This window comes from Streptomyces pseudovenezuelae (assembly GCF_029892565.1).
Taxonomy (GTDB): Bacteria; Actinomycetota; Actinomycetes; order Streptomycetales; family Streptomycetaceae; genus Streptomyces; species Streptomyces pseudovenezuelae_A.
This window is the reverse complement of sequence record NZ_JARXVH010000005.1, coordinates 513,699-538,771: the sequence shown is the minus strand read 5'-3', so window position 1 is coordinate 538,771 and position 25,073 is coordinate 513,699. Positions and strand designations below refer to the sequence as shown.

Below are 25,073 nucleotides of genomic sequence, written 5' to 3'. Positions count from 1 at the left end.
CGGTGCCCCTGCCCGGAGAACTCCGGGCAGGGGCACCGAGGGGACTGAACTACAGGCCGAGCTCGACCTCGAACTCGCCCGCCTCCAGGACCGCCTTGACCGCGGTCAGGTAACGGGCCGCGTCGGCGCCGTCCACCAGACGGTGGTCGTAGGAGAGGGTCAGGTAGGTCATGTCGCGGACGCCGATGACCGTGCCCTCCTCGGTCTCGATGACCGCCGGGCGCTTGACCGTGGCACCGATACCGAGGATCGCGACCTGGTTCGGCGGCACGATGATCGTGTCGAAGAGCGCGCCGCGCGAACCGGTGTTGGAGATGGTGAAGGTCGCACCGGACAGCTCGTCCGGGGTGATCTTGTTGGCGCGGACCTTGCCGGCCAGATCGGCCGTGGCCTTCGCGATGCCCGCGATGTTGAGGTCGCCGGCGTGCTTGATGACCGGGGTCATCAGGCCCTTCTCCGAGTCCACCGCGATACCGATGCTCTCGGTGTCGAAGTAGGTGATCGTGCCCTCGTCGGCGTTGATCCGGGCGTTGATGACCGGGTGGGCCTTCAGTGCCTGGGCCGCCGCCTTGACGTAGAACGGCATCGGGGAGAGCTTGACGCCCTCGCGCGCGGCGAAGGAGTCCTTGGCCTGGGCGCGCAGTCGCATCAGGCGGGTGACGTCGACCTCGACGACCGACGACAGCTGGGCCTGCTCGGAGAGCGCCTTGACCATGTTGTCGCCGATGACCTTGCGGATGCGGGGCATCTTCACGGTCTGGCCGCGGAGGGGAGAGGCCTCCAGGGCCGGCGCCTTCTTGGCGGCCGGGGCAGCTGCGGCGGCCGGAGCCGGAGCGGCTGCGGCGGCCTTCGCGGCCTCGGCGGCGGCGATGACGTCCTGCTTGCGGATCCGCCCGCCGACGCCGGTGCCCTTGACGGCGCCCAGGTCGATGCCGTTCTCGGCGGCGAGCTTGCGCACCAGGGGGGTGACGTAGGCGCCGTCGTCCCCGGAGGTCGCGGCGGACGCCGGAGCGGCGGGAGCCGGGGTGACCGGGGCCGGAGCGGCCGGCGCGGGGGCCGGAGCGGCGGCGACCGGGGCGGGCGCGGGAGCCGGGGTGGGCGCCGGAGCGGCCGGGGCCGGCGGAGCCGCGGGGGCGGCCGGGGCCGGAGCCGGGGCAGCGGCGGCGGGCGCCGGGGCCGGAGCGGCGGGGGCCGGGGCAGCGGCCGGAGCCGCACCCGGGGCGCCGATGACGGCCAGCTTGGCGCCGACCTCCGCGGTCTCGTCCTCGCCGACCACGATCTCCAGCAGCACACCGGCGACCGGTGCGGGGATCTCGGTGTCGACCTTGTCCGTGGAGACCTCGAGCAGGGGCTCGTCCTCCGCGACCTCCTCGCCGACCTCCTTCAGCCAGCGGGTGACGGTGCCCTCGGTGACGGACTCGCCGAGCGCGGGCAGGACCACGTCCGTGCCCTCGGCGCCGGAGGCACCGGTGGTGGCCTCGGCGGTCGGGGCCGGGGCCGGGGCGGCCTGCTCGGTCGAAGGGGCGGCCGGGGCGGCGGCCGGAGCCGGAGCCTCGGCCGGGGTCTCGGCCGGAGCCGGGGCGGGCTCGGCGGCGGGGGCCGGGGCGGCGGCAGCGGGAGCGCCCGTGCCGTCGTCGATGATCGCCAGCTCGGCGCCGACCTCGACGGTCTCGTCCTCGGCGACCTTGATCGAGGCCAGGATGCCCGCGGCGGGCGCGGGGATCTCGGTGTCGACCTTGTCGGTGGAGACCTCGAGCAGCGGCTCGTCGGCCTCGACGCGCTCACCCTCGGCCTTCAGCCAGCGGGTGACAGTGCCCTCGGTGACGCTCTCGCCGAGCGCCGGAAGGGTTACGGAAACCGCCATGGTTTCGGTTGCTCCTTACGAATTGCGGAAGTCTGGGTTCGTCGCGGAGTCGCGTTCGTCGACCGAGGGTCAGTCGTGCGAGTGCAGGGGCTTGCCGGCCAGGGCCAGGTGGGCCTCGCCGAGCGCCTCGTTCTGCGTCGGGTGGGCGTGGATGAGCTGGGCGACCTCGGCGGGCAGCGCTTCCCAGTTGTAGATCAACTGGGCCTCGCCGACCTGCTCGCCCATGCGGTCGCCGACCATGTGGACGCCGACCACGGCACCGTCCTTCACCTGGACGAGCTTGATCTCGCCCGCGGTGTTCAGGATCTTGCTCTTGCCGTTGCCCGCGAGGTTGTACTTCAGAGCGACGACCTTGTCCGCACCGTAGATCTCCTTGGCCTTGGCCTCGGTGATGCCCACGGAGGCGACCTCGGGGTGGCAGTACGTCACCCGCGGGACACCGTCGTAGTCGATCGGAACGGTCTTGAGACCGGCCAGCCGCTCTGCCACCAGGATGCCCTCGCCGAAGCCGACGTGCGCGAGCTGGAGCGTCGGGACCAGGTCACCGACGGCGGAGATGGTCGGGACGTTCGTCCGCATGTACTCGTCGACCAGGACATAGCCCCGGTCCATCGCGACGCCCTGCTCCTCGTAGCCGAGACCGGCGGAGACGGGGCCGCGGCCGACGGCGACGAGGAGGATCTCCGCCTCGAACTCCTTGCCGTCGGCGAGGGTGACCTTGACGCCGTCGGCCGTGTACTCGGCCTTGGAGAAGAAGGTGCCCAGGTTGAACTTGATGCCGCGCTTGCGGAACGCGCGCTCAAGAAGCTTGGAGGAGTTCTCGTCCTCGACCGGGACGAGGTGCTTGAGGCCCTCGATCACGGTGACGTCCGCGCCGAAGGACTTCCACGCCGAGGCGAACTCGACGCCGATGACACCGCCGCCCAGGATGATCGCGGACTTCGGTACGCGGTCCAGGACGAGGGCGTGGTCGGAGGAGATGATCCGGTTGCCGTCGATCTCCAGGCCGGGCAGCGACTTCGGCACGGAGCCGGTCGCCAGCAGGACGTGGCGGCCCTGGACGCGCTGGCCGTTCACGTCGACGGAGGTCGGGGACGACAGACGGCCCGTGCCCTCGATGTACGTCACCTTGCGGGAGGCGATCAGACCCTGCAGACCCTTGTACAGACCGGCGACGACGCCGTCCTTGTACTTGTGGACCGCGGGGACGTCGATGCCCTCGAAGGTGGCCTTGACGCCGAACTGCTCGCTCTCGCGGGCCTGGTCGGCGATCTCGCCCGCGTGCAGCAGGGCCTTGGTGGGGATGCACCCCTTGTGCAGGCAGGTGCCGCCGACCTTGTCCTTCTCGATCAGGGCGACGTCCAGTCCCAGCTGCGCCCCGCGCAGGGCCGCGGCGTAACCGCCACTACCACCGCCGAGGATCACTAGGTCGAAAACGGTGCTGGCGTCGTTCGCCACGTCACGTCCTCCATGCATGTGCGCCACGCCGGTCAGCGGTGACCGGTCGGCGGCTGGTGTCCGGCCGCTCTTTCTTCGGCCCTGTGGTGGGGGCCCTGTCCTGCCGAGGCCCATCTTCGCACTTGTCGGGGGTGGACGAGACGCCAGGGCGGTGTGTGAGACGTCCCACGTTCAGTCGAGCGGGCGTCGCGGGGCACGGAAGAGGGGGCTCCGCCCTACCCGCGCGCGGAGCCCCCTCACCGTCAGTCACTTCAGCCAAGGTCTCCCGAAGCGGCCAGCTCGGCCAGGCGGACCAGCGTCCGTACCGCCGTACCCGTACCGCCCTTGGGCGTGTAGCCGAACGGCCCGCCCTCGTTGAAGGCGGGACCCGCGATGTCCAGGTGCGCCCAGGTGATCCCCTCACCCACGAACTCGCGCAGGAAGAGGCCGGCGACCAGGCCGCCGCCCATCCGCTCGCCCATGTTCGCGATGTCCGCGGTGGGGGAGTCCATGCCCTTGCGCAGGTGCTCCGGCAGCGGCATCGGCCACGCCGGCTCCCCGACCTCCTCCGCCGCCTCGTGCAGCGCGGAGCGGAACGCGTCGTCGTTCGCCATGATCCCGAACGTCCGGTTGCCCAGCGCCAGCATCATCGCGCCGGTCAGGGTCGCGACGTCGACGACGGCGTCCGGCTTCTCGGCGGAGGCGGCCCACAGGGCGTCCGCCAGGACCAGCCGGCCCTCGGCGTCGGTGTTGAGGACCTCGACCGTCTTGCCGCTGTACATGCGCAGCACGTCACCGGGACGGGTCGCGGAACCGGAGGGCATGTTCTCGGCGAGCGCCAGCCAGCCGGTGACGTTGACCTCAAGACCCAGGCGCGCGGCGGCGACCACGGCGGCGAAGACCGCCGCCGCACCGCTCATGTCGCACTTCATCGTCTCGTTGTGCCCGGCCGGCTTCAGCGAGATGCCGCCCGAGTCGTACGTGATGCCCTTGCCGACGAACGCGAGGTGCTTCTTCGCCTTGGACGAGGTGTACGACAGCTTCACCAGCCGCGGGCCCGCGGCGGAGCCGGCGCCGACGCCGAGGATGCCGCCGTAGCCGCCCTTCTCCAGCGCCTTCACGTCGAGCACCTGCACCTTGATGCCGTGCTCCTTGGCGGCCGCCTGCGTGATCGCGGCGAACGTCTCGGGGGTGAGGTCGTTCGGCGGGGTGTTGATCAGGTCGCGGGCGCGGTTGAGCTCCTCGGCGACGGCGGTGGCGCGCTCGACGGCCGCCTTGTGGTCCTTGTCGCGGGGCTTGGCGCCGAGCAGGGCGGCCTCGGCGAGCGGCGCCTTGCCGTTCTTGGCCTTGGCGTCCTTGCCGTTGTCCTTGTAGGTGTCGAAGGAGTACGCGCCGAGCAGCACGCCCTCGCCGATCGCGCCGACGTCGGCGGCGTCGCCGATCGGCAGCACGAAGACGGCCTTCTTGGCCCCGGTGAGGGCACGGGCCGCCGCACCGGCGGCCTTGCGCAGCGCCTCGGCGTCGTACGCGGAGTCCTTCTCGGGCTCCGCGCCCAGGCCGACCGCCACCACGAGCGGGGACTTGAAGCCGGACGGTGCCGGCAGCTTCGTCACCTCGCCCTCGGCACCGGAGGCGCCGAGGGTTTCCAGGATGCCGGCGAGCCCGCCGTCGTAGGCCTTGTCGACGGCTTCGGCGCCGGGGGCGACGACCAGGTCCCCGGACCTCGATCCAGTGCCCTTGGCGACACCGAGCACGATCGCGTCGGCACGCAGACCGGGCGCCGCGGCGGTGCTGAGAGTGAGAGCAGTCACGGTGGTGAAATCTCGCTTCCGATGTGAAGTTGCAGTGGTCGAACTGTGTGGGTCGACCGGGCCCGACAGCCGACCCTAGATCCGGCCAAGGGATGCGGTTTGAGCGGGGCCTTCCCCGGTGCGGCGAACAGTCGGCACGAGCCTACGCGCGTGTGTGCGTTCACTCATTCCCCCGGACGTTCACCTGTCCTCGGCATCGGAGATCATTCCTGTGCCCCCTCGCCGCACACCTGGAGCCCGCACCTTGACCCGCGCCCTGAGCCGCCCGCCCCTCCTGCTCGCCCTGCTCGCGCTCCTCGCGGGCTGCGCCGGCACGCCCGACGACGAGTCCCGCTCCGACGCCCGCTGGCAGCCGCGCCCGGGGGTGGCCTGGCAGTGGCAGCTCAGCGGTCGCGTCGACACCTCCGTGGACGTGCCGGTCTACGACATCGACGGCTTCGACCAGTCCAAGGCCACCGTCTCCGCGCTGCACGCCAAGGGCCGCAAGGTCATCTGCTACCTCTCCACCGGCGCGTACGAGGACTGGCGCCCCGACGCGAAGAAGTTCCCCAAGTCGGTGCTCGGCAAGGGCAACGGCTGGAAGGGCGAGCGCTGGCTCGACATCCGCCGCACCGACGTCCTCGAACCGCTGATGGCGGCCCGCTTCGACATGTGCCGCGACAAGGGCTTCGACGCGGTGGAGCCGGACAACATGGACGGCTACAAGAACCGCACCGGCTTCCCCCTCAAGGCCGCCGACCAGCTCCGCTACAACCGCCTGATCGCGCGTCTGGCCCACGACCGGGGCATGTCGGTCGGCCTGAAGAACGACCTCGACCAAATCCCGCAGCTGGTGGGGGACTTCGACTTCGCGGTCAACGAACAGTGCGCCCAGTACGGCGAATGCGCCGACCTGACTCCCTTCGTCAAGGCCGACAAGGCGGTCTTCCACGTCGAGTACGAGCTGCCCACCAGCCGCTTCTGCGCCGACTCCCGCCGCCTGAAGCTGAGTTCGATGCTCAAGAAGTACGAACTCGGAGCGTGGCGCAGGGCCTGCTGATCAGTGCCCGAGGGACAACACGAGCAGCGAGAGAGCCGCGGCCGTTTCGGCGAGCGCCCCGAACACATCACCGGTCACCCCGCCGAACCGGCGCGTGCAGTGCCGCAACAGCAGTTCGGCACCGCCGAGCCCGACGACCACCGCGACCGTCGTACGGACCACGTCGTACGTCCCGAAGAACGCGCCCCCGGCCGCCGCGAGCGCCACCACGACCACCCCCACGCCCACCGCGCCCCGCACCGGCACGACCCCCGCGACCGCAGCCCCCAGCCCCTCGGGCCGCGCCGCCGGCACACCCGCCCGGGCGGCCAGGGTGAGCGCGAGCCGGGCGGTGGTCGCCGAGACGACGGCGGCGAGCGCGCCCCGGGCCCACGAGTCGCCGTAGGCCTGTGCCAGCGCGGCCACCTGCGCCAGCAGCACGAACACCAGCGTGATCACACCGAACGGCCCGATGTCCGACTGCTTCATGATCCGCAGCGCGTCCTCGGCGGGCTTCCCGCTGCCGAGCCCGTCGGCGGTGTCCGCGAGCCCGTCGAGATGCAGACCACGGGTGAGTACGGCGGGTACGGCGGCGGAGGCGACGGCGGCGAGCAGCGCCCCCGCGCCCAGCGCCAGCAGCAGGACCCCGAGCAGGGCAGCGCCCGCGCCGACCACCAGTCCGGCCGCCGGGGCGCAGAGCATGCCGGCGCGTGCCGCGTCCCGGTCCCAGCGGGTCACCCCGACCGGGAGCGCGGTGAGGGTGCCGAAGGCGAAGCGGAGGCCGTCCGGCCAGGGAGTCGCAGAGGGCGCAGCCACCGGCGCAGGTTACCCGGCGGTCGCGCGGGCGAAGACGCAGGGCATGGATAAAGTGCACATATGGGACATTGGTTGCACCGGAACGTCATCGAGCCCGGCAAGCTGCCGTTGCTCCTCGCCCTGGCGGCCTTCGTCCTGACGTTCCTGATCACGCGCATGATCACCCGCCTCATCCGGGCGGGCAAGGGGCCGTTCGGCAACGTCAAGGCGGGCGGGCTGCACATCCACCACGTCGTGCCGGGCATCGTGCTGACCATCATCGGCGGCTTCGGGGCGGTGGCCGGCGGCCGGCACGGCTTCGGCTCGGCCGCCTGCGCGGTCATCTTCGGGATCGGCGCGGGTCTGGTCCTCGACGAGTTCGCGCTGATCCTCCACCTCGACGACGTCTACTGGAGCGAGGAGGGCCGCCAGAGCGTCGAGGTCGTCGTGCTGACGGCGGCCCTGGTCGGCCTCGTACTCTCCGGTTTCTCGCCGTTCGGGGTCAACGACATGAGCCAGGAGGAGCTCCAGGACCGGGGCGGCGTGATCACGACGGTAGTGATCAACTTCGTGTTCGCGCTGGCGGTCCTGGCCAAGGGCAAGGCCCGACTGGCGATCTTCAGCGTGATCGTCCCGCTGGTCGGTCTGATCGGCCTGGTCCGGCTGGCCCGCCCCGGCTCCCCCTGGGCCCGCCGCTTCTACCGCCGCCGTCCACGAGCCCGCGCCCGTTCCACCCTCCGCGCCTACCACCACGACCGCCGCTGGGCGGGCCCCAGCCGCAGGTTCCAGGACTGGATCGGCGGCAAGCCGGACCCGGAGCCACAGCGGGCGCTGCCTCGGGGGTGACGGTGTCGCCACAGGCGCTGCTCTGGGGGTGACGGCGTCGCCGAGGGCTTCAAGGTGGCGGGGAGCCCGGCTCCGGTCCCCGTGCCCTCGGCCCCCGCTTCCGGTGCCGCAGCGCCGACACCCCGCACAGCACCGCCACCGCGGCGATCGCCGCGAGGTGTTCCTTGCCTGCCAGGTTGTCCTTCAGCAGCACCTCGACCACCATCGCCAGGGCCACCGCGCCCGCCGTGACGTAGGCGCCGTAGCGCCAGCCGAGGAAGACCGCGAGACCGACCACCGCCGCCGACGGGCCGGTGTCGACGACCTGGGCGTCCGAGGCGGAAAGGCCGAACGGGCTGCCCGGGCCCAGGGAGATGCCCACGCGCGCGTACAGCGTGCCGGCGAGGGTGGCCGCGTAGGCGATGACGAGGGTGCGCCACCAACCGAGGCAGATCTCCGCGATGCCGAAGACGAACAGCACCTGCGCCAGCGCGCCCCACACGGGCAGGTCCAGTGCCGGCACGAACAGGGAGAGGGGGGTGCGGAGCAGGGCCAGCCACAGCGGATCCTGGGCCCGGACCGCGCCGATGTCCTGCACGAACCGGAAGCCCCAGGACTGGTTCTGCACGATCTGTACGACCGCCGTGAGAGCCACCGCCCCGAGCGTCATCGGGATCGCCCGCCAGCGCCGCTTCAGCAGCGGCTCGCGCACGGTGACGTAGAGCAGTCCCCATTCGGCGCGGGCCCAGCGGGCGAGGTGCGTCATCTGTGCGTCTCCAGATGCTTGCGGTGCAGCCACTTCGGCAACCCCGGCGCCTCCAGGAATCCTTCCGCTCTCGCCGACGCGATGCCGATGCGCGGCAGGTCCGCGCTCTTCTCGAAGAGCAGGAACCGGGGCTCCCAGATGGGCCGGTACTTGGCGTTGGCCCGGTACAGGGACTCGATCTGCCACCAGCGTGAGAAGAAACTGAGCAGTGACCGCCACAGCCGCAGCACCGGGCCGGCGCCGAGCCGCCCGCCACGTTCGAAGACCGATCGGAACATGGCGAAGTTGAGCGAGACCTGGGTGATCCCGATCTCCCGGCCCCTGCGCAGGAGTTCGATCACCATGAACTCCATCAGCCCGTTCTCGGAGTCCCGGTCGCGCCGCATGAGGTCGAGCGAGAGCCCGTGCGGCCCCCACGGCACGAAGGACAGCAGCGCCCGCAGCCGCCCCTCCGCGTCCGTGCACTCCAGCATCACGCAGCGCCCGTCCTCGGGATCCCCGAGCCGCCCCAGCGCCATGCTGAACCCGCGCTCGGTGGCCCCGTCCCGCCAGTCGTCGGCGCGCTTCAGCAGATATGCCAACTCGTCGGCGGGGATGTCCTCGTGCCGCCGGATCCGCACCGTGTATCCGGCCCGCTTCACCCGGTTGTAGGTCTGCCGCACGGTCCGCATGGCCCGCCCCTCCAGCGTGAAGTCGGCGACCTCCACCAGCGCCTCGTCGCCGAGTTCAAGGGCGTCCAGGCCGTGCCGCGCGTACACCGTCCCGGCCTCCTCGCCGGCCCCCATCACCGCCGGGATCCACCCGTGCGCGCGGGCCTCGGCGAGCCACGGCTCGATGGCACCCGGCCAGGCCTCGGGGTCGCCGATCGGATCCCCGGAGGCCAGCGAGACACCGCCCACGACCCGGTAGGCGACGGCCGCCTTGCCGGTCGGCGACCACACCACGCTCTTCTCCCGGCGCAGCGCGAAGTAGCCGAGCGAGTCCCGCTCGCCCTGCCGCTCAAGCAGCTCCCGCAGCCGCTTCTCGTCGTCCTCGGTGAGCGGGTCGACCGCGCGCCGGGAGCGGAAGGCGGCGTAGAAGACGGCGAGGACCAGGACCGTGCTGAGCACGTTGATGCCGACGTTCACCCAGTTCGGCGTCTCGATGCCGGGGAAGCGGGCCTCGCTCGCGGCGACCGAGACCAGCCGGAACGTGCCGTAGTGCCAGCGCTCAAGGAACGTCGAACGGGCCGCGTCCGACGCCTGGTTGGTGACCGTCACCAGCAGCGTGGCGAGCAGCGAGCAGGCCACGGTGCCGCCCACCGCGACGGCGGCGGCGAGCTTCGGGTTGGACCGGTCACCCTTCGCGTAGAACTCCCGCCGCCCGACCAGGAGGGCGACGACGAAGCCGACGGTGAGGGCCAGCGAGATCCAGTTCTGCGCGGGCCGGCGCATCTCCGGGAACGCCATCGCGAAGGAGAACAGCGCGAGGAAGGGGCCGGCAAGGGCGAGGTTCAGGATCCATGCGGCGCGCTTGCGGCGCCGCATGGTGATGGCCAGGAAGACGGTGAACACCCCGGACGCGAAGCCGGCGGTGAGCAGGTACGGCGTGAAGAAGTTCTCCTGGTTGTGCCGCCGCACGTCCTGCCCCAGGGAGACCCAGATCGCGCTCAGAAAGTTGACGAACGCGACGAGCCGCAGGTACCAGACGGCGAATGCGGCGGCCCGCCGCGAGGCAATTCGGGCATCTCCCATGGAGAAGGATCATATGGGTGATGCCCTGACGAACCGTCCTTCTTTCGTCTGACGTCCGGTCGACTTTCGGCTCTTTACGGCCTACTCGGTCTCCTCTTTCGCCGGTTCACCGGAGACCTCCGGTTCCCCGGACACCTCGGCAGCCGCAGACTCCTCCGGCTTCTCCGTCTCCTCGGGCTTCTCCGGCAGCTCGGCGGCCAGCGCGGCGGCGGCCTGCACCAAAGGCAGAGCCAGCAGCGCCCCCGCGCCCTCACCCACCGTCACCCCGTGCGCCAGCAGCGGCTCCAGTGCCATCCGGTCCAGCGCCTTCGCCTGTCCCGGCTCCCCGCTGTCGTGCGCGGCCAGCCACCAGTCCGGCGCCCGGAACGCGATCCGCTGGGCCACCAGCGCACAGGCGGCGGCCACCACCCCGTCCAGGATCACCGGCGTCTTGCGCACGGCGCTCTGCAGCAGGAAGCCCGTCATCGCGGTGAGGTCGGCCCCGCCCACGGTCGCCAGGAGCTGCAACTGTTCCCCGAGCACCGGCCGTGCCCGGCGCAGCGCGTCGCGGATCGCCGCGCACTTGCGCATCCACGCCAGGTCGTCGATCGCGAGCCCGCCCCGCCCGGTCACCACGGACGCGTCGGTCCCGCACAGCGCCGCGACCAGCACGCCCGCCGGCGTCGTCCCGCCCACGCTCACATCGCCGAGCACCACCAGATCCGTACCGGAGTCGGCTTCCTCGTCGGCCACCGCCATCCCGGCGCGGAAGGCGGCCTCCGCCTCCTCCGGAGTCAGCGCGTCCTCGATGTCGATCCGCCCGCTGCCGCGCCGCACCCGATGCCGTACGACCTCGTCGGGCAGCGTCTCGGGGTCGCAGTCCAGGGCCAGGTCGACGACCCGTACCGGCACCCCGAGCCGCCGCGCCAGTACCGACACCGGCCGGCCGCCCTCCAGGACGTCCCGCACCAGCTGCCCGGCGCTGCCCGCGGGCCGCGCGGAGACGCCGAGTTCGGCCACTCCGTGGTCACCGGCGAAGAGCACGACCCGCGGCTGTCCGATCGGCCGCACCGGTACGGCGGACTGCGCCGCGGCCAGCCACTCACCCAGTTCGTCGAGGCGGCCCAGCGACCCGGGCGGCACGATCTGACGCTCCCTGCGCGCCTCGGCGTCGCGGCGCACTCCGCCGTCGGGGCGCTCGATCAGATCGGAGAAGTCGTCGAGATTAAGCGAGCTCATTCGCCGAACAGTACCGGCACCGATCGAACGGTTCCGCGCCACATGGGCACCACGCGTGCGTGACGTCTTTGCTCCCAAGATCAAGACCCCATATGTTCCGCTTTGCAGCGGATTGTCATACGTCTTCGGGAGCCGCACATGTCATCACTAGCCGCACTCTCCCTACTCTCCGCACGATCCGTCCGGTCCGCCCGCTCCGGGCTCTCCGCCCTGGGCACCCGGGCCGGCGCCCTGCGCGCGCGTGCCGAAGACCTCGACCGGCGCCGCCGCCATCGTTCAACTGCCCGCGCGCTGCTGGGAGTCGACCCCGAACCGGAGAGCTGGCTGGACGTCGGCACCGGCCACGCCCACTTCCCGGCGACGGCGAAGGAGCTCTTCCCCTACACGTCCTTCGACGGCCTCGACCCCACCGCGCGCGTGCTGGCGGCCCGCGAGGCGGAACGTGTGGAGGAGGCGTACGTGGGCGATCTGACGGACCCGCAGCTCACCAGGGCCCTGCGCGCCCGCTACGACGTCGTCACCCTGCTGGGCCCGTCGACCCCCGACGAGGAACTCCGGGCGGCCCTCACCCTCCTCCGCCCCGGCGGCCTCCTCGTCCTGGAGACGCCCCGCCCCCGCTCGGACGCCCTGCGCACGGAGCTGGAGTCCCAGGGCTGCACGATCGTCCCGCCGAAGCCCCGTCGGCTCCTCGACCGCCGGTTCCTCGACCGCTTCGACCGCCTCCGCCCCACCGCCCGTCTCATCGCGCGCCGGGTGCCCTCAGCCCCGTAGCACCAGCGCCTGGCCCGCCACCACCAGCACCACCTGCTCGCACTCGCTCGCGAACGCGGCGTTCAGCCGGCCCAGCTCGTCCCGGTAGCGCCGCCCCGACGCCGTGGCCGGCACGATCCCCGACCCGACCTCGTTCGAGACGGCGACCACGGTCCGTCGGCTCGCCCGGACCGCCTCCGTCAACTCCCGCACCCGCTCGCGCAGCGCGCGTTCCCCGCCGTCCGCCCACACGGCGTCGTCCCACGCCCCCACGGAGTCCATGGCGTCCGTCAGCCACAGGGACAGACAGTCGATGAGCAGCGGTGCCCCGTCGTCCTTGAGCAGGGGCACGAGATCGCAGGTCTCGGTGGTCCGCCATGAGCCCGGGCGCCGGTCCCGGTGCACGGCGACCCGGGACGCCCACTCGGTGTCCCCGCCGCGCGTGCCGCCCGTCGCCACGTACAGCACGTCCGGAAAGGCTTCGAGCCGCCGCTCGGCCTCCACCGACTTCCCGGACCGGGCCCCGCCGAGGACCAGCGTCCGCCGCGGTACGTCGGGCACGTCCTCGTACACCCCCACGGTCAGGGTCGTCCCGTCCGGCACGGCCCGCGCGCCCGCCGCGGCCAGCCGCCGGCGCAGCTCGGCGCCGGGCGGCACGTCATGGTCCAGATGGACGCCGAGGACGTCCGTGGTCGGCCCGAGCGCTCCGACCGCGCGCAGCCGGGCGAGCGCGTCCGGCCGCCCCACGACATCGGAGAGCACCATGGCGTACGACTCCACGGTCCCGTTGTTCTCCAGGCCGGCCGGCGCACCCCCGGGCGGCAGATACAGCAGCCGCTGTCCGTCAGGACCGGTCACCGCGTACCCGGTGCCCGGCGCGTCCATCGCCACCGCCCGCACCCGATGCCCCGTCAGCAGCGCCAACTCCCGCCCGTCCGGCACCCGCCCGGGCTGCGGCAGCCCCACCGGCACCTCGACGGCGGGCCCGTCGTGCGGATGCGACAACAGCACCTGCCGTACGCCGCCGAGCGAACGCCCGGCCCGCGCCGCCGCGAAGGCCGCACCCGGTGTCAGGTCAAGGAGCAACGTTCCGTCGATGAGCAGCGCGGTCGCCGCGCGCGCGTGCTCCCCGAGGGAGCCGGCGCAGGTCGCGCAGGGACAGTCGGGGCGGGGCAGGCCCGCCGGGGCACCGGTGCCGAGCAGTGTTACTTCCACAGAAGTGATTTTCGCGTGTCTGCGCAGGTGTTGCCCGTCCGACTAGGCTTCAGGCAGGAGCCGGACCAAGATCCGGCTCTCGCTCTGCAGGTGCTCAGACACGGGAGGCGTACATGGCGGCATGGACGTGGCGGTTCGAGAAGACCGACGGGGCGGAGGTCCCGCCCGCGGTGCAGCCCGAGGAGTTCACGACGCAGGGGGATGCCGAGTCCTGGATCGGGGAGCACTGGAAGGCACTACTCGAAGGCGGCGCGGACCAGGTGCGGCTGTTCGAGGACACCACGGAGATCTACGGTCCCATGAGCCTGCACGCCCAGGACGCGTAGCCCGTAGTCGATGAGGGGGCGGCGACCGGCCGCCCCCTCGGTCACTGCTCGCCCAGCGTCACGCCCGCCTTGTCCTCGTTGCCGTCGCGTGTGTACGTCACCGTCGTCTTCTGCCCCGGCCTGTCCTCGGCCAGCGCCTCCGAGAGCGACGTGATCGTGGTGATGTCCGTGTCACCCAGCCTGGTGATGATGTCCCCGGCCTCGATACCCGCCTTGTCGGCCGCCCCGCCGCTCTTCACCTCGACGACGGCGACGCCGGCGGCCCGGTAGCTGCCGTCGACGACCGTACGGCCCGTGATGCCGAGCGCGGCCCGGCCCGAGTCGGTCACCTTGCCGTCCTTGATGATCTGGTCGGCGACCGTCTTCACCATCGAGGACGGGATCGCGAACCCGATGCCCGGCGCGGCGCTGCCCCCGAGGTCGGGGTCGGTGGCCGCGAGGGTCGGGATGCCGATGACCTGCCCGTCGAGATTGACGAGCGCGCCCCCGCTGTTGCCGGGGTTGATCGCGGCCGAGGTCTGCACCATGTTGGCGATGGTCGCGCCCGTACCCCCGTCGCTGCCGCCCTCGCTGACGGTCCGTCCGGTCGCCGACACGATGCCCTGCGTCACGCTGGACGACAGCCCGAGCGGCGAGCCCATGGCGAGGACGATCTGCCCGACATCGACCTTCGAGGAGTCGGCGAAGGAGGCCGCCTTGAGCCCGTCCGGCACCTTGTCCAGCTTCACCACGGCGAGATCCTGCTCGGGGTAGGAGTAGACGAGCTCGGCGCTGAGCACGTCCTCGCTGTTGGCGGTCGTCACCTTGAAGGTCGTCTCGTCCCCGACGACGTGCGCGTTGGTGACGATGTGCCCCTGGTCGTCGTACACGACCCCGGACCCCAGATCGTTGCTGGCCTGGATCTGCACCACCGACGGCAGAACGTCCTTGATCACCTTCAGGTAGTCGCTCTGCAGATCGTCGCCGGACGCGGGAGCGGCGACTTCGGCAGCCTGCGCGGCCTGCTCGGTCCGCGCTTTGGACGTCTTGTGCTCACCCGAGGAACCGGACCCGGAGCACCCGCTCAGCAGGGCAAGGGAGCAGGACAGGATGGCGACGGGCGCGAGCAGCCGGACGGCACGGTTACGGGAAGCATCCATGCCCCGAGTGTCTCTTCGGGGTGATTGTCCGGCTTGCCCTGTTCACCCGAACGAGCTGACCGAAGCCCGCGCCCGCGTGCCCTCAGCCGCGCACGCCGCACAGATGCAGCAGCGCCGCCACCCGCCGGTACGGATCCGTCCGCCCGGCCCGCTCCTCGGCCGCCAGCAACGCCTCCACGTCGGCCGGGGACTCCGCCCCGTCGGTCGCCGTGTCCGTGAAGACCCGGACGCCGTACCAGGCGTGCAGCGGTGCCCCGATACCCGCGAGCGTGGCGGTGAGCGTGTCCAGCCGGTCGGCGCGCACGTCGAGGCCGAGCCGGTTCGTGTACGAGACGGTGTCGAAGGCGTCGAGTGCGCCCGCCCAGTCGCCCGACAACCCCGGCCGCATCGCCAGGGCGTCGCCGTTGCGCACGAGCAGCGACAGCAGTCCGCCCTGGGCGAGCATCCGGGCCAGCCCCGCCAGCAGGGCGTCCGGATCACCGACGTACATGAGCACCCCGTGGCAGAGGACCACGTCGAAGCTGCCCGGCAGGAAGTGCACCCCCGTGTCCCGCCCGTCGCCCTGCACCAGCCGCACCCGCTCCCGGATGCCCTCCGGTTCGGCGGCGACGGCCTCGCGGGCCGCGGAGATCATCGTGGGGTCCTGCTCGACCCCGGTCACCTGATGTCCGGCGCGGGCCAGCCGCAGTGCCTGCGTGCCCTGGCCCATCCCCACGTCGAGCACGCGCAGCCGCTGCCCGACCGGGAACCGCCCGGTTATCTGAGCTTCGAGCTGCCGAGCGACAAGCTCCTGACGCACCACGTCACGCAACCCGCCCAGCTTGCTCAGCCAGGCGTCCGCCGCGCCCCCGGAGAAGGAATCCGCGCTCAGGGCCGCTCTCCGCGCTTGACCTGCGGCTTCGGCAGCCGGAGACGGCGCATCTGGAGGGAGCGCATCAGCGCGTAGGCGACGGCGCCCCGGCGGTTGTGGTCCGGGAAGCGCTCGGCGAGCGCCTTCTTGAGCCGGTAGGCGTTGACGAACGCGTCGAGCAGGATGAGCACGATCACGACCAGCCACAGCAGCAGCGCGATGCTCTGCAGCGCGCCCACGCGCACCATGCTGAGCACCAGGATGACCACGGCCATCGGCAGGAAGAACTCGGCCACGTTGAAGCGCGAGTCGATCCAGTCGCGGGCGAACTTGCGCACCGGGCCCTTGTCCCGCGCGGGCAGATAGCGCTCGTCGCCGCTGGCCAGCGCCTGGCGCTGGCGCTGCATCGCGGTACGGCGCTCCTCGCGCTGACGCTTGGAGGCGTCCTTGCGCGTGGTCGACGTACTGGCGACGCTGCGGCGCTGGGACTGGGCCTCATTGCGCTTGGGCGTCGGGCGGCCCTTGGGGGCCTGCGGGTCACGGGTCTGCTTGGAGTCGGTCAGCGACGCCTTGTCGGCGTACGCGGCCTTCTCTTCCTTGGCGCGGCTTCGGAACACAAAACCCAAGGGTAAGGGGTGGCCGGGGTTGGACCCCAGCCCGGCGGGGAACGATCCGGCAACACCAGTCGTCCTGTAAGGGACAGAGGGGACGTTGCACGTACTTCCGGCCCCGGGTCCTTTTCGGGGGTCTTCCTCGGGGGGACACCTACTCCCTACGCCGGAGCGGGAGCGATCGCAGTCGTCCTTGGGGATGACCGCATCCGTCCCGGAACAGTGCGTCAATGGATGCAGGGCCCGTACTGTGGGTTCTGTCGCAGAGCTGGAGCTGGAGTCCGTCAGAAGGGGGCGCGCGAAGCCCATGAGCGGTGTCATGAAGCGTATGGGGATGATCTTCCGCGCGAAGGCGAACAAGGCCCTTGACCGGGCCGAGGACCCGCGCGAAACCCTCGATTACTCGTACCAGAAGCAGCTGGAGCTGCTTCAGAAGGTACGCAGGGGAGTGGCCGACGTCGCCACCTCCCGCAAGCGTCTGGAGCTCCAGCTCAACCAGCTGCAGTCGCAGTCCTCGAAGCTGGAGGACCAGGGCCGCAAGGCCCTCGCCCTCGGCCGCGAGGACCTGGCCCGCGAGGCGCTGTCCCGCCGTGCCGCGCTCCAGCAGCAGGTGACCGACCTGGAGACGCAGCACGCGACGCTCCAGGGCGAGGAGGAGAAGCTCACCCTTGCGGCCCAGCGCCTCCAGGCCAAGGTCGACGCCTTCCGTACGAAGAAGGAAACGATCAAGGCCACCTACACGGCAGCCCAGGCCCAGACCCGAATCGGCGAGGCCTTCTCGGGCATCTCCGAGGAGATGGGCGACGTCGGCATGGCCATCCAGCGTGCCGAGGACAAGACGGCCCAGCTGCAGGCCCGCGCCGGCGCCATCGACGAACTGCTCGCCTCGGGCGCCCTCGACGACCAGTCGGGTCTGGCCAAGGACGACATCCAGACCGAGCTGGACCGGCTCTCCGGTGGTACGGATGTAGAGCTGGAACTGCAGCGCATGAAGGCCGAACTGGCCGGCGGTTCCTCGTCGCAGCAGCAGGCGATCGAGGGCGGCAACGGCCAGTCGCAGGCCCAGCAGCAACCGCAGGACACCCCACGCTTCGACAAGCAGTGAGGGCCCACGCCTAGGAGGCCGACACATGGGCGACATGGTCGTACGGATCATGGGGGAGGGACAGGTGAGGCTGGCCGACAGCCACCTCACCGAACTCAACAAGCTGGACGACGAACTCCTACGCGAAATGCAGAACGGCGACGGCCCGGGCTTCCGCCGAACCCTGGAGGCCCTCCTCTCCAAGGTCCGAGAACTGGGCACCCCGCTCCCCGACGACTCCCTGGAACCCTCGGAACTGATCCTCCCGTCCCCGGACGCGACCCTGGAGCAAGTCCGGGACCTGCTGAGCGACGACGGCCTGATCCCGGGCTGAGGGGAGAGGACTGAGGGGCGGCAGCGTCTCGACACCGGTGCGGCTGTTGGTCTTTCAGCCCGTCCGGCGTTTGAGGACGAGGCCGTCCAGGCCGAAGCGGGAGTCTGGAGGCGCAGCCCCCAGTAACGGCCACGTCAACGCCCTCAACCGCACGGGAAACCTACAGCTGGCCTCCGTTCAAAGCCCCGCAGGGACGCCGTACTGTTCAAACGTGAGCCGCACCCGAGACCGCGCCCGACGCCACCTGAAGGCGCACCCCCTCGCGCTGGACGCGGCACTCGCAGCCGGTGTCCTGGTCTGCATGGTGGCCGGCTCGTACGTCGACCCGCACGGAAAGCACGGCGTCGACTGGGGCATCCGCACCCCCGACGCCCTCTCCCTCGTCCTCATCGCCCTCGGCGCCCTCGCCCTGGTCTTCCGCCGCCGCGCCCCGAGGACGGTCCTCGCCCTCACCGGCACCGTCTCCCTGATCGAGTGCGTCGTCGGAGACCCCCGCGCCCCTGTCGCCATGTCCGCGGTCATCGCCCTCTACACCGTCGCGTACACCACCGACCGTGCGACCACCGTGCGCCTGGGCCTGCTGACGATGACCGTCCTGACCGGCGCCTCGATGCTGGCAGGGCCCCTGCCCTGGTACGCCCAGGAGAACCTCGCGATCTTCGCCTGGACCGGCATCGGCGCCACCGCCGGAGACGCCGTCCGCAGCCGGCGCGCGGTCGTCCAGGCCATCCGCGAACGCGCCGAGCGGGCGGAGCGCACCCGCGAGGAGGAGGCCCGCCGCCGCGTCGCCGAGGAGCGCCTCCGTATCGCCCGTGACCTGCACGACGTCGTCGCCCACCACATCGCCCTGGTCAATGTGCAGGCCGGAGTCGCCGCGCACGTGATGGACAAGCGCCCCGACCAGGCCAAGGAAGCCCTGGCCCACGTACGCGAGGCCAGCCGCTCCGCGCTCAACGAACTGCGCGCCACCGTCGGCCTGTTGCGCCAGTCCGGCGACCCCGAGGCCCCCACCGAACCGGCGCCCGGCCTCGACCGCCTCGACGAACTCGTCGGCACCTTCCGCAGCGCGGGCCTGCACGTCGAGGTCGCCCGCGCCGACCACGGCACCACCCTGCCCGCCGCCGTCGGCCTGGCCGCCTACCGCGTGGTCCAGGAGGCCCTCACCAACGTGCAGAAACACGCCGGTACGAAGGCGAAGGCCGAGGTCAGCGTCGTACGCGTGGGACCGAACATCGAGATCACCGTCCTGGACGACGGCGCCGGCGAGGACGACGATCCGGAGAACGGCGGTGGCCACGGACTGCTCGGCATGCGCGAACGCGTCACCGCCCTGCGCGGCACCCTCACCACCGGTCCCCGCTACGGCGGCGGCTTCCGCGTCCATGCGATCCTGCCGGTCAAGACCCGCTCACGCGCCCCGGGGGACCCCGTATGACGACGATCCGCGTCCTGCTCGCCGACGACCAGGCCCTGCTGCGCAGCGCCTTCCGTGTGCTCGTCGACTCCGAGCCCGACATGGAGGTCGTGGGAGAGGCGTCCGACGGCGCGGAGGCGGTGCGACTGGCCAAGCTGGAGCGGGCCGACGTCGTGCTGATGGACATCCGGATGCCGGGCACCGACGGCCTCGCGGCCACCCGCATGATCAGCGCCGACCCGTCCCTCGCGCACGTCCGGGTCGTCATCCTGACCACCTTCGAGGTCGACGACTACGTCGTGCAGTCCCTGCGCGCCGGCGCCTCCGGGTTCCTCGGCAAGGGCAGCGAACCCGACGAGCTCCTCTCCGCCATCCGTGTCGCGGCCGGTGGCGAGGCGCTGCTCTCGCCGGCCGCCACCAAGGGCCTGATCGCCCGCTTCCTCGCCCAGGGCGGCGCGGACGACGGACGTGACCCGGTCCGCGCGGAGCGGCTGGACGCGCTCACCGTGCGGGAGCGCGAGGTGCTGGTCCAGGTCGCCGGCGGGCTCTCCAACGACGAGATCGCCGAGCGCCTGGAGGTCAGCCCGCTCACGGTGAAGACGCACGTCAACCGGGCCATGGCCAAGCTCGGCGCCCGTGACCGGGCCCAACTGGTCGTGATCGCCTACGAGTCGGGGCTGGTACGTCCAAGGGTGGAGTGAACTCCACCCGGCTGTACTGCGGCCGGAGTAGGCGCCGTACGAGAACGGCACCTGGGGGCTAGGAATCCGGGCTCTGCGATGGCTCAGGGTGTGAGTGCGGGTGCTCATCTGTGCGTCCGCTGTCAACTCATGCCCTTCTGCCGCTCCCAGAAGAGAGAATCCTCACCCATGTCCTGGCTGTCCCGATTCAGCCTCGCGCAACGGGCCCTGATCGGTCTGATGTCCATCATCGTGCTCGCCTTCGGAGCGATCGCGATACCGCAGCTCAAGCAGCAACTGCTGCCCTCCATCGAACTGCCCATGGTGTCCGTGATCGCGCCCTACCAGGGCGCCGCGCCCGACGTCGTGGAGAAGCAGGTCGTCGAGCCGATCGAGGACAACCTCGAAGCCGTCGACAGCATCACCGGCGTCACCTCCACGGCGAGCGAGGGCAACGCCGTGATCATGGCGTCCTTCGACTACGGCAACGACACCAAGCAGCTCGTCGCCGACGTCCAGCAGGCCGTCAACCGGGCCCGCGTCCAGCTCCCGGACGACGTCGACCCGCAGGTCGTGGCCGGCTCCACGGACGACATCCCGACCGTCGTCCTCGCCGTCACCTCCGACCATGACCAGCAGGCCCTCGCGGACCGGCTCGACCGGACCGTCGTACCGGACCTGAAGGGCATCGACGGCGTCGGCCAGGTCACCGTCGACGGTGTGCGGGACCTCCAGGTCGCCGTCACGCCCGACGACGCGAAGCTGGCGCGGGCGGGTCTCAGCACGGTCGCCCTCGGCCAGGCCCTGCAGGCGGGCGGCGCGACCGTCCCGGCGGGCTCCTTCGACGAGGACGGCGCCAACCGGACCGTCCAAGTGGGCGGCGGCTTCACCTCGTTGACGCAGATCCAGGACCTGATGGTCACGGGCGAGGGCGGCCGGAAGCCGGTGCGCCTCGGGGACGTGGCCACCGTCGAGCAGCAGCAGGCCACCTCCGACTCCATCACCCGCACCGACGGGAAGCCGAGCCTCGCGGTGTCGGTCACCATGGACCACGACGGCAGTGCGGTCGCCATCTCCGACGCGGTCGAGGACAAGCTGCCCGACCTGCGCAAGGACGTCGGCTCGGCCGCGACCATCACGGTCGTCAGCGACCAGGGCCCGGCGGTCTCCAAGTCCATCAGCGGCCTGACCACCGAGGGCGCGCTCGGCCTGCTCTTCGCGATCCTGGTCATCCTGGTGTTCCTGGCGTCGATCCGCTCGACCCTGGTCACCGCGGTGAGCATCCCGCTCTCGGTCGTGCTCGCCCTGATCGTCCTGTGGACGCGCGACCTGTCGCTCAACATGCTGACGCTGGGCGCGCTGACCATCGCCATCGGCCGGGTCGTCGACGACTCGATCGTGGTCCTGGAGAACATCAAACGGCACCTCGGCTACGGCGAGGAGCGCGAGGACGCCATCCTCAAGGCGGTCCGCGAGGTGGCCGGCGCGGTCACCTCCTCGACCCTCACCACGGTCGCCGTCTTCCTGCCGATCGGCCTGGTCGGCGGCATGGTGGGCGAGCTGTTCGGCTCGTTCAGCCTGACGATCACGGCGGCCCTGCTGGCCTCGCTGCTGGTGTCGCTGACGGTCGTACCGGTCCTGTCGTACTGGTTCCTGCGCGCCCCCAAGAACACGCCGGACGACGCCGACCAGGCCCGCCGGCTGGCCGAGGAGAAGGAGGCGAGGAGCCGCCTGCAGCGGATCTACGTCCCCGTCCTGCGCTTCGCGACCCGCCGCCGGCTGACCAGCGTGCTGCTCGCGGCCGTGATCCTGATCGGTACGTTCGGCATGGCGCCGCTGCTGAAGACGAACTTCTTCGACCAGGGCGAGCAGGAAGTCCTCACCGTCAAGCAGGAGTTGAAGCCCGGCACCAGCCTGGCGGCCACCGACACGCAGGCGAAGAAGGTCGAGCGGCTGCTCGCCGGCACCAAGGGCGTCAAGGACTACCAGGTCACCATCGGCTCGTCCGGCTTCATGGCGGCCTTCGGCGGCGGCACGGACACCAACCAGGCCTCGTACCAGGTGATGCTGGACGACTCGGCCTCCTACGAGGACGTGCAGGACGGCATCGAGTCCGGCCTGAAGAAGCTGACCGGCATCGGCACCACCACCGTCTCCGGCGGCGACGGCTTCGGCAACCAGGACCTGAGCGTGGTCGTGAAGGCGGCCGACGGGGGCGTGCTGCGCACGGCGGCCGAAGAGGTACGCAAGACCGTGGCCGGCCTCGACGACGTCACGGACGTGTCCAGCGACCTGTCGCAGAGCGTGCCGCGGATCTCGGTCAAGGCCAACTCCAAGGCGGCGGCGGCCGGTTTCAACGACCAGACCCTCGGCGCGGCGGTCACCGAGGCGGTGAAGGGCACCACGGCGGCCAAGGCGATCCTCGACGACACCGAGCGTGACGTCGTCATCAAGTCGGCCAAGCCGGCGGCGACCCTGGCCCAGTTGCGGAACCTCAAGCTCGGCGCGGTGAAGCTGGGCGACATCGCCACGGTGAAGGTGGTTGACGGCCCGGTCTCGATGACCCGTATCGACGGCCAGCGCGCGGCGACGATCACCGCGCGGCCGACCGGCGACAACACGGGCGCGGTGAGCGGCAAGCTGCAGACCGAGGTCGACGCCCTGAAGCTGCCGGCGGGTGCCACGGCGCAGATCGGCGGGGTCAGTTCGGACCAGGACGACGCGTTCAAGAACCTCGGCCTGGCCATGCTGGCGGCGATCGCGATCGTCTTCATACTGCTGGTCGCGACCTTCCGTTCGCTCGCCCAGCCGCTGATCCTGCTGGTCTCCATCCCGTTCGCGGCGACCGGCGCGATCGGCCTGCTGATCGTCACCGGCACCCCGATGGGCGTCCCCGCGATGATCGGCATGCTGATGCTGATCGGCATCGTGGTGACGAACGCGATCGTGCTGATCGACCTGATCAACCAGTACCGCAAGCAGGGTTACGGCGTCGTCGAGGCCGTGGTGGAAGGCGGCCGGCACCGTCTGCGCCCGATCCTCATGACGGCCCTGGCGACGATCTTCGCCCTGCTCCCGATGGCCCTGGGCGTCACCGGCGAGGGCGGCTTCATCGCCCAGCCGCTGGCCGTGGTCGTCATCGGCGGCCTGATCACGTCGACCCTGCTCACCCTGCTCCTGGTACCGACGCTCTACGCGATGCTCGAACTCCGCAAGGAGCGGCGGGCGACGAAGCGCGCGGCGAAGCGGCAGATCGAGAAGGAGCCGGAGGTGCGGGAACCGGCCGGCGTCTGACAGCACGGCGAAGGGCCGGGTCCCGTCGGGGACCCGGCCCTTTCGCACGGCCTACGCCAGCGCGAGCATCCGCTCCAGCGCCAGCTTCGCGAACGCCTCGGTCTCCTTGTCGACCTCGATGCGGTTGACCAGCTTGCCCTCGGCCAGGGACTCCAGGGTCCAGACCAGGTGGGGGAGGTCGATGCGGTTCATGGTCGAGCAGAAGCAGACCGTCTTGTCGAGGAAGACGATCTCCTTGCCCTCGGGCGCGAAACGGTTCGCGAGCCGGCGGACGAGATTCAGCTCCGTGCCGATGGCCCACTTCGAGCCGGCCGGGGCCGCCTCCAGGGCCTTGATGATGTACTCGGTCGAGCCGACGTAGTCCGCCGCCGCCACGACCTCGTGCTTGCACTCGGGGTGCACCAGGACGTTGACCCCGGGTATGCGGGCGCGGACGTCCTCGACCGACTCCAGCGAGAAGCGGCCGTGCACCGAGCAGTGGCCCCGCCACAGGATCATCTTCGCGGCGCGCAGCTGCTCCACCGTCAGCCCGCCGTTGGGCTTGTGCGGGTTGTAGAGGACGCAGTCCTCCAGGGACAGGCCCAGATCGCGCACCGCGGTGTTGCGGCCCAGGTGCTGGTCCGGCAGGAAGAGGACCTTCTCGCCCTGCTCGAAGGCCCAGTCGAGCGCGCGTTCCGCGTTCGAGGAGGTGCAGATCAGACCGCCGTGCTTGCCGGTGAACGCCTTGATGTCGGCGGAGGAGTTCATGTACGAGACGGGCACGACCTGCTCGGCGATGCCGGCCTCGGTCAGCACGTCCCAGCACTCGGCGACCTGCTCGGCGGTGGCCATGTCGGCCATCGAGCAGCCGGCCGCCAGGTCCGGGAGCACGACCTTCTGGTCGTCGGAGGTCAGGATGTCCGCGGACTCCGCCATGAAGTGCACACCGCAGAACACGATGTACTCGGCCTCCGGGCGCGCGGCCGCGTCCCGGGCCAGCTTGAACGAGTCACCCGTGACGTCGGCGAACTGGATGACCTCGTCGCGCTGGTAGTGGTGGCCGAGCACGAAGACCTTGTCGCCGAGCCTCTCCTTGGCCGCGCGGGCCCGCTCGACCAGGTCGGGGTCGGACGGCGAGGGCAGGTCACCGGGACACTCGACGCCCCGCTCGCTCTTCGGGTCGGCCTCGCGGCCGAGCAGCAGCAGGGCGAGGGGCGTCGGCTGTACGTCGAGCTCCTGGGTCTGGGCGGTGGTCACGACACACACCCTTTCTGTTCTGCGGGACATACCTTCTCGTCGAATTGACGTTATCTATCATAACTGCTTCACGTCAGTTTGACGATGCCCATAGCGTCGATGTGACATCAATCCCCGTACGCAGTCGGTGGGGGACCTTGCGGGCGTGTGCGAGCATGGATGGTGGAACAGAAGAGGAACAGGCGAAAAGAACGCCACCCGGCCCGGAATGAATCCGCGGCCACGCCGGTTGCAACTGTCGGCAAGCAGTCTCCGTACAACCCGGGAGAGATGTAGATGTCCGTATCGGACGAGACCAGCACCGTCACCGACGGCATCATCCTGTCCGACGCCGCCGCGGCGAAGGTCAAGGCCCTGCTCGACCAGGAAGGCCGTGACGACCTGGCCCTGCGCGTCGCCGTTCAGCCCGGCGGCTGCTCCGGCCTGCGCTACCAGCTCTTCTTCGACGAGCGCTCCCTCGACGGCGATGTCGTCAAGGACTTCGGCGGCGTCAAGGTCGTCACCGACCGCATGAGCGCCCCGTACCTGGGCGGCGCCTCCGTCGACTTCGTGGACACGATCGAGAAGCAGGGCTTCACGATCGACAACCCGAACGCGTCGGGTTCCTGCGCCTGCGGCGACTCCTTCAGCTAAGCCTGAAGTACCGGACTGCAGTGCCGGATCGAAGTAACTG

At 71.0% G+C, this 25,073-nt stretch carries 22 protein-coding genes; 10 read left to right on the top strand and 12 right to left on the bottom strand.

Annotated elements, in window-relative coordinates; all coding sequences use genetic code 11:
- Window positions 1-49: 49 nt before the first annotated feature.
- From sucB to M2283_RS18890, 3 genes are all read right to left on the bottom strand, one after another.
- Entirely contained in the window at window positions 50-1,864 is a 1,815-nt protein-coding gene (gene sucB, locus M2283_RS18900) for a 2-oxoglutarate dehydrogenase, E2 component, dihydrolipoamide succinyltransferase (protein ID WP_280877437.1), read from the bottom strand.
- Window positions 1,865-1,933: 69 nt separating this feature from the next.
- Window positions 1,934-3,322 (bottom strand): dihydrolipoyl dehydrogenase, encoded by a 1,389-nt coding sequence (gene lpdA, locus M2283_RS18895; protein ID WP_280877436.1) that lies wholly within the window; start codon window positions 3,320-3,322, stop codon window positions 1,934-1,936.
- Between the two features lie 251 nt (window positions 3,323-3,573).
- Entirely contained in the window at window positions 3,574-5,112 is a 1,539-nt protein-coding gene (locus M2283_RS18890; protein WP_280877435.1) for a leucyl aminopeptidase, read from the bottom strand.
- 256 nt (window positions 5,113-5,368) lie between these two features.
- Between M2283_RS18890 and M2283_RS18885 the strand changes: the two genes are divergently transcribed.
- Window positions 5,369-6,151 carry an endo alpha-1,4 polygalactosaminidase gene (locus tag M2283_RS18885; RefSeq protein WP_280877646.1) on the top strand — a complete coding sequence of 261 codons (783 nt, stop codon included), beginning with the start codon at window positions 5,369-5,371 and terminating at the stop codon, window positions 6,149-6,151.
- On the opposite strand, the gene M2283_RS18880 is transcribed toward M2283_RS18885, so the two are convergent.
- A complete protein-coding gene (locus tag M2283_RS18880; protein ID WP_280877434.1) occupies window positions 6,152-6,946 on the bottom strand; it encodes an adenosylcobinamide-GDP ribazoletransferase in 795 nt (264 codons plus the stop codon).
- Window positions 6,947-7,006: 60 nt separating this feature from the next.
- Between M2283_RS18880 and M2283_RS18875 the strand changes: the two genes are divergently transcribed.
- Window positions 7,007-7,771 carry a hypothetical protein gene (locus tag M2283_RS18875; protein WP_280877433.1) on the top strand — a complete coding sequence of 255 codons (765 nt, stop codon included), beginning with the start codon at window positions 7,007-7,009 and terminating at the stop codon, window positions 7,769-7,771.
- 49 nt (window positions 7,772-7,820) lie between these two features.
- Here M2283_RS18875 and M2283_RS18870 read toward each other — a convergent pair whose 3' ends face one another.
- From M2283_RS18870 to cobT, 3 genes are all read right to left on the bottom strand, one after another.
- Window positions 7,821-8,516, bottom strand: a complete 696-nt coding sequence (locus M2283_RS18870; RefSeq protein ID WP_280877432.1) for a hypothetical protein — start codon at window positions 8,514-8,516, stop codon at window positions 7,821-7,823.
- Window positions 8,513-10,249, bottom strand: coding sequence for a phosphatidylglycerol lysyltransferase domain-containing protein (locus M2283_RS18865; RefSeq protein ID WP_280877431.1), 1,737 nt, complete (start codon window positions 10,247-10,249; stop codon window positions 8,513-8,515). Before M2283_RS18865 ends, M2283_RS18870 begins: the two co-directional genes overlap by 4 nt.
- An 81-nt stretch (window positions 10,250-10,330) precedes the next feature.
- The gene (gene cobT, locus M2283_RS18860) at window positions 10,331-11,467 is read right to left on the bottom strand and encodes a nicotinate-nucleotide--dimethylbenzimidazole phosphoribosyltransferase (RefSeq protein WP_280877430.1); all 1,137 of its coding nucleotides are present in this window, start codon (window positions 11,465-11,467) and stop codon (window positions 10,331-10,333) included.
- 138 nt (window positions 11,468-11,605) lie between these two features.
- On the opposite strand from cobT, the gene M2283_RS18855 reads away from it, so the two are divergent.
- Window positions 11,606-12,238, top strand: a complete 633-nt coding sequence (locus M2283_RS18855; RefSeq protein WP_280877429.1) for a methyltransferase domain-containing protein — start codon at window positions 11,606-11,608, stop codon at window positions 12,236-12,238.
- Here the strand turns inward: M2283_RS18855 and M2283_RS18850 are convergent.
- A complete protein-coding gene (locus M2283_RS18850; protein WP_280877428.1) occupies window positions 12,227-13,432 on the bottom strand; it encodes a bifunctional adenosylcobinamide kinase/adenosylcobinamide-phosphate guanylyltransferase in 1,206 nt (401 codons plus the stop codon). The two genes, M2283_RS18855 and M2283_RS18850, sit on opposite strands and share 12 nt — an antisense overlap.
- 113 nt (window positions 13,433-13,545) lie before the next feature.
- On the opposite strand from M2283_RS18850, the gene M2283_RS18845 reads away from it, so the two are divergent.
- On the top strand, window positions 13,546-13,758 hold the full coding sequence (locus tag M2283_RS18845; RefSeq protein ID WP_280877427.1) for a hypothetical protein: 213 nt from the start codon (window positions 13,546-13,548) through the stop codon (window positions 13,756-13,758).
- Window positions 13,759-13,799: 41 nt separating this feature from the next.
- On the opposite strand, the gene M2283_RS18840 is transcribed toward M2283_RS18845, so the two are convergent.
- The 3 genes from M2283_RS18840 to M2283_RS18830 all read right to left on the bottom strand — a co-directional run bounded on the left by M2283_RS18840 (window position 13,800) and on the right by M2283_RS18830 (window position 16,403).
- Window positions 13,800-14,897, bottom strand: a complete 1,098-nt coding sequence (locus tag M2283_RS18840; RefSeq protein ID WP_280877426.1) for a S1C family serine protease — start codon at window positions 14,895-14,897, stop codon at window positions 13,800-13,802.
- Between the two features lie 82 nt (window positions 14,898-14,979).
- Window positions 14,980-15,696 (bottom strand): class I SAM-dependent methyltransferase, encoded by a 717-nt coding sequence (locus M2283_RS18835; RefSeq protein ID WP_280877425.1) that lies wholly within the window; start codon window positions 15,694-15,696, stop codon window positions 14,980-14,982.
- Between the two features lie 68 nt (window positions 15,697-15,764).
- Entirely contained in the window at window positions 15,765-16,403 is a 639-nt protein-coding gene (locus M2283_RS18830) for a DUF3043 domain-containing protein (RefSeq protein ID WP_280877645.1), read from the bottom strand.
- 262 nt (window positions 16,404-16,665) lie between these two features.
- On the opposite strand from M2283_RS18830, the gene M2283_RS18825 reads away from it, so the two are divergent.
- From M2283_RS18825 to M2283_RS18805, 5 genes are all read left to right on the top strand, one after another.
- Window positions 16,666-17,463: a PspA/IM30 family protein gene (locus M2283_RS18825; RefSeq protein WP_280877424.1), complete on the top strand. Its 798-nt coding sequence runs from the start codon at window positions 16,666-16,668 to the stop codon at window positions 17,461-17,463.
- Between the two features lie 34 nt (window positions 17,464-17,497).
- Window positions 17,498-17,776, top strand: a complete 279-nt coding sequence (gene pspAA / locus M2283_RS18820; protein ID WP_280877644.1) for a PspA-associated protein PspAA — start codon at window positions 17,498-17,500, stop codon at window positions 17,774-17,776.
- Between the two features lie 211 nt (window positions 17,777-17,987).
- A complete protein-coding gene (locus M2283_RS18815; RefSeq protein WP_280877423.1) occupies window positions 17,988-19,211 on the top strand; it encodes a sensor histidine kinase in 1,224 nt (407 codons plus the stop codon).
- Entirely contained in the window at window positions 19,208-19,891 is a 684-nt protein-coding gene (locus M2283_RS18810) for a response regulator transcription factor (RefSeq protein WP_280877422.1), read from the top strand. The genes M2283_RS18815 and M2283_RS18810 overlap by 4 nt, the downstream gene beginning before the upstream one ends.
- Window positions 19,892-20,059: 168 nt before the next feature.
- On the top strand, window positions 20,060-23,164 hold the full coding sequence (locus M2283_RS18805; protein ID WP_280877421.1) for an efflux RND transporter permease subunit: 3,105 nt from the start codon (window positions 20,060-20,062) through the stop codon (window positions 23,162-23,164).
- 51 nt (window positions 23,165-23,215) lie between these two features.
- Here the strand turns inward: M2283_RS18805 and nadA are convergent, their stop codons facing one another.
- On the bottom strand, window positions 23,216-24,400 hold the full coding sequence (nadA, locus tag M2283_RS18800; protein WP_280877420.1) for a quinolinate synthase NadA: 1,185 nt from the start codon (window positions 24,398-24,400) through the stop codon (window positions 23,216-23,218).
- 276 nt (window positions 24,401-24,676) lie between these two features.
- On the opposite strand from nadA, the gene M2283_RS18795 reads away from it, so the two are divergent.
- Complete coding sequence (locus M2283_RS18795; protein WP_280877419.1) at window positions 24,677-25,033, top strand: iron-sulfur cluster assembly accessory protein; 357 nt, start codon at window positions 24,677-24,679, stop codon at window positions 25,031-25,033.
- Window positions 25,034-25,073 lie beyond the last annotated feature (40 nt).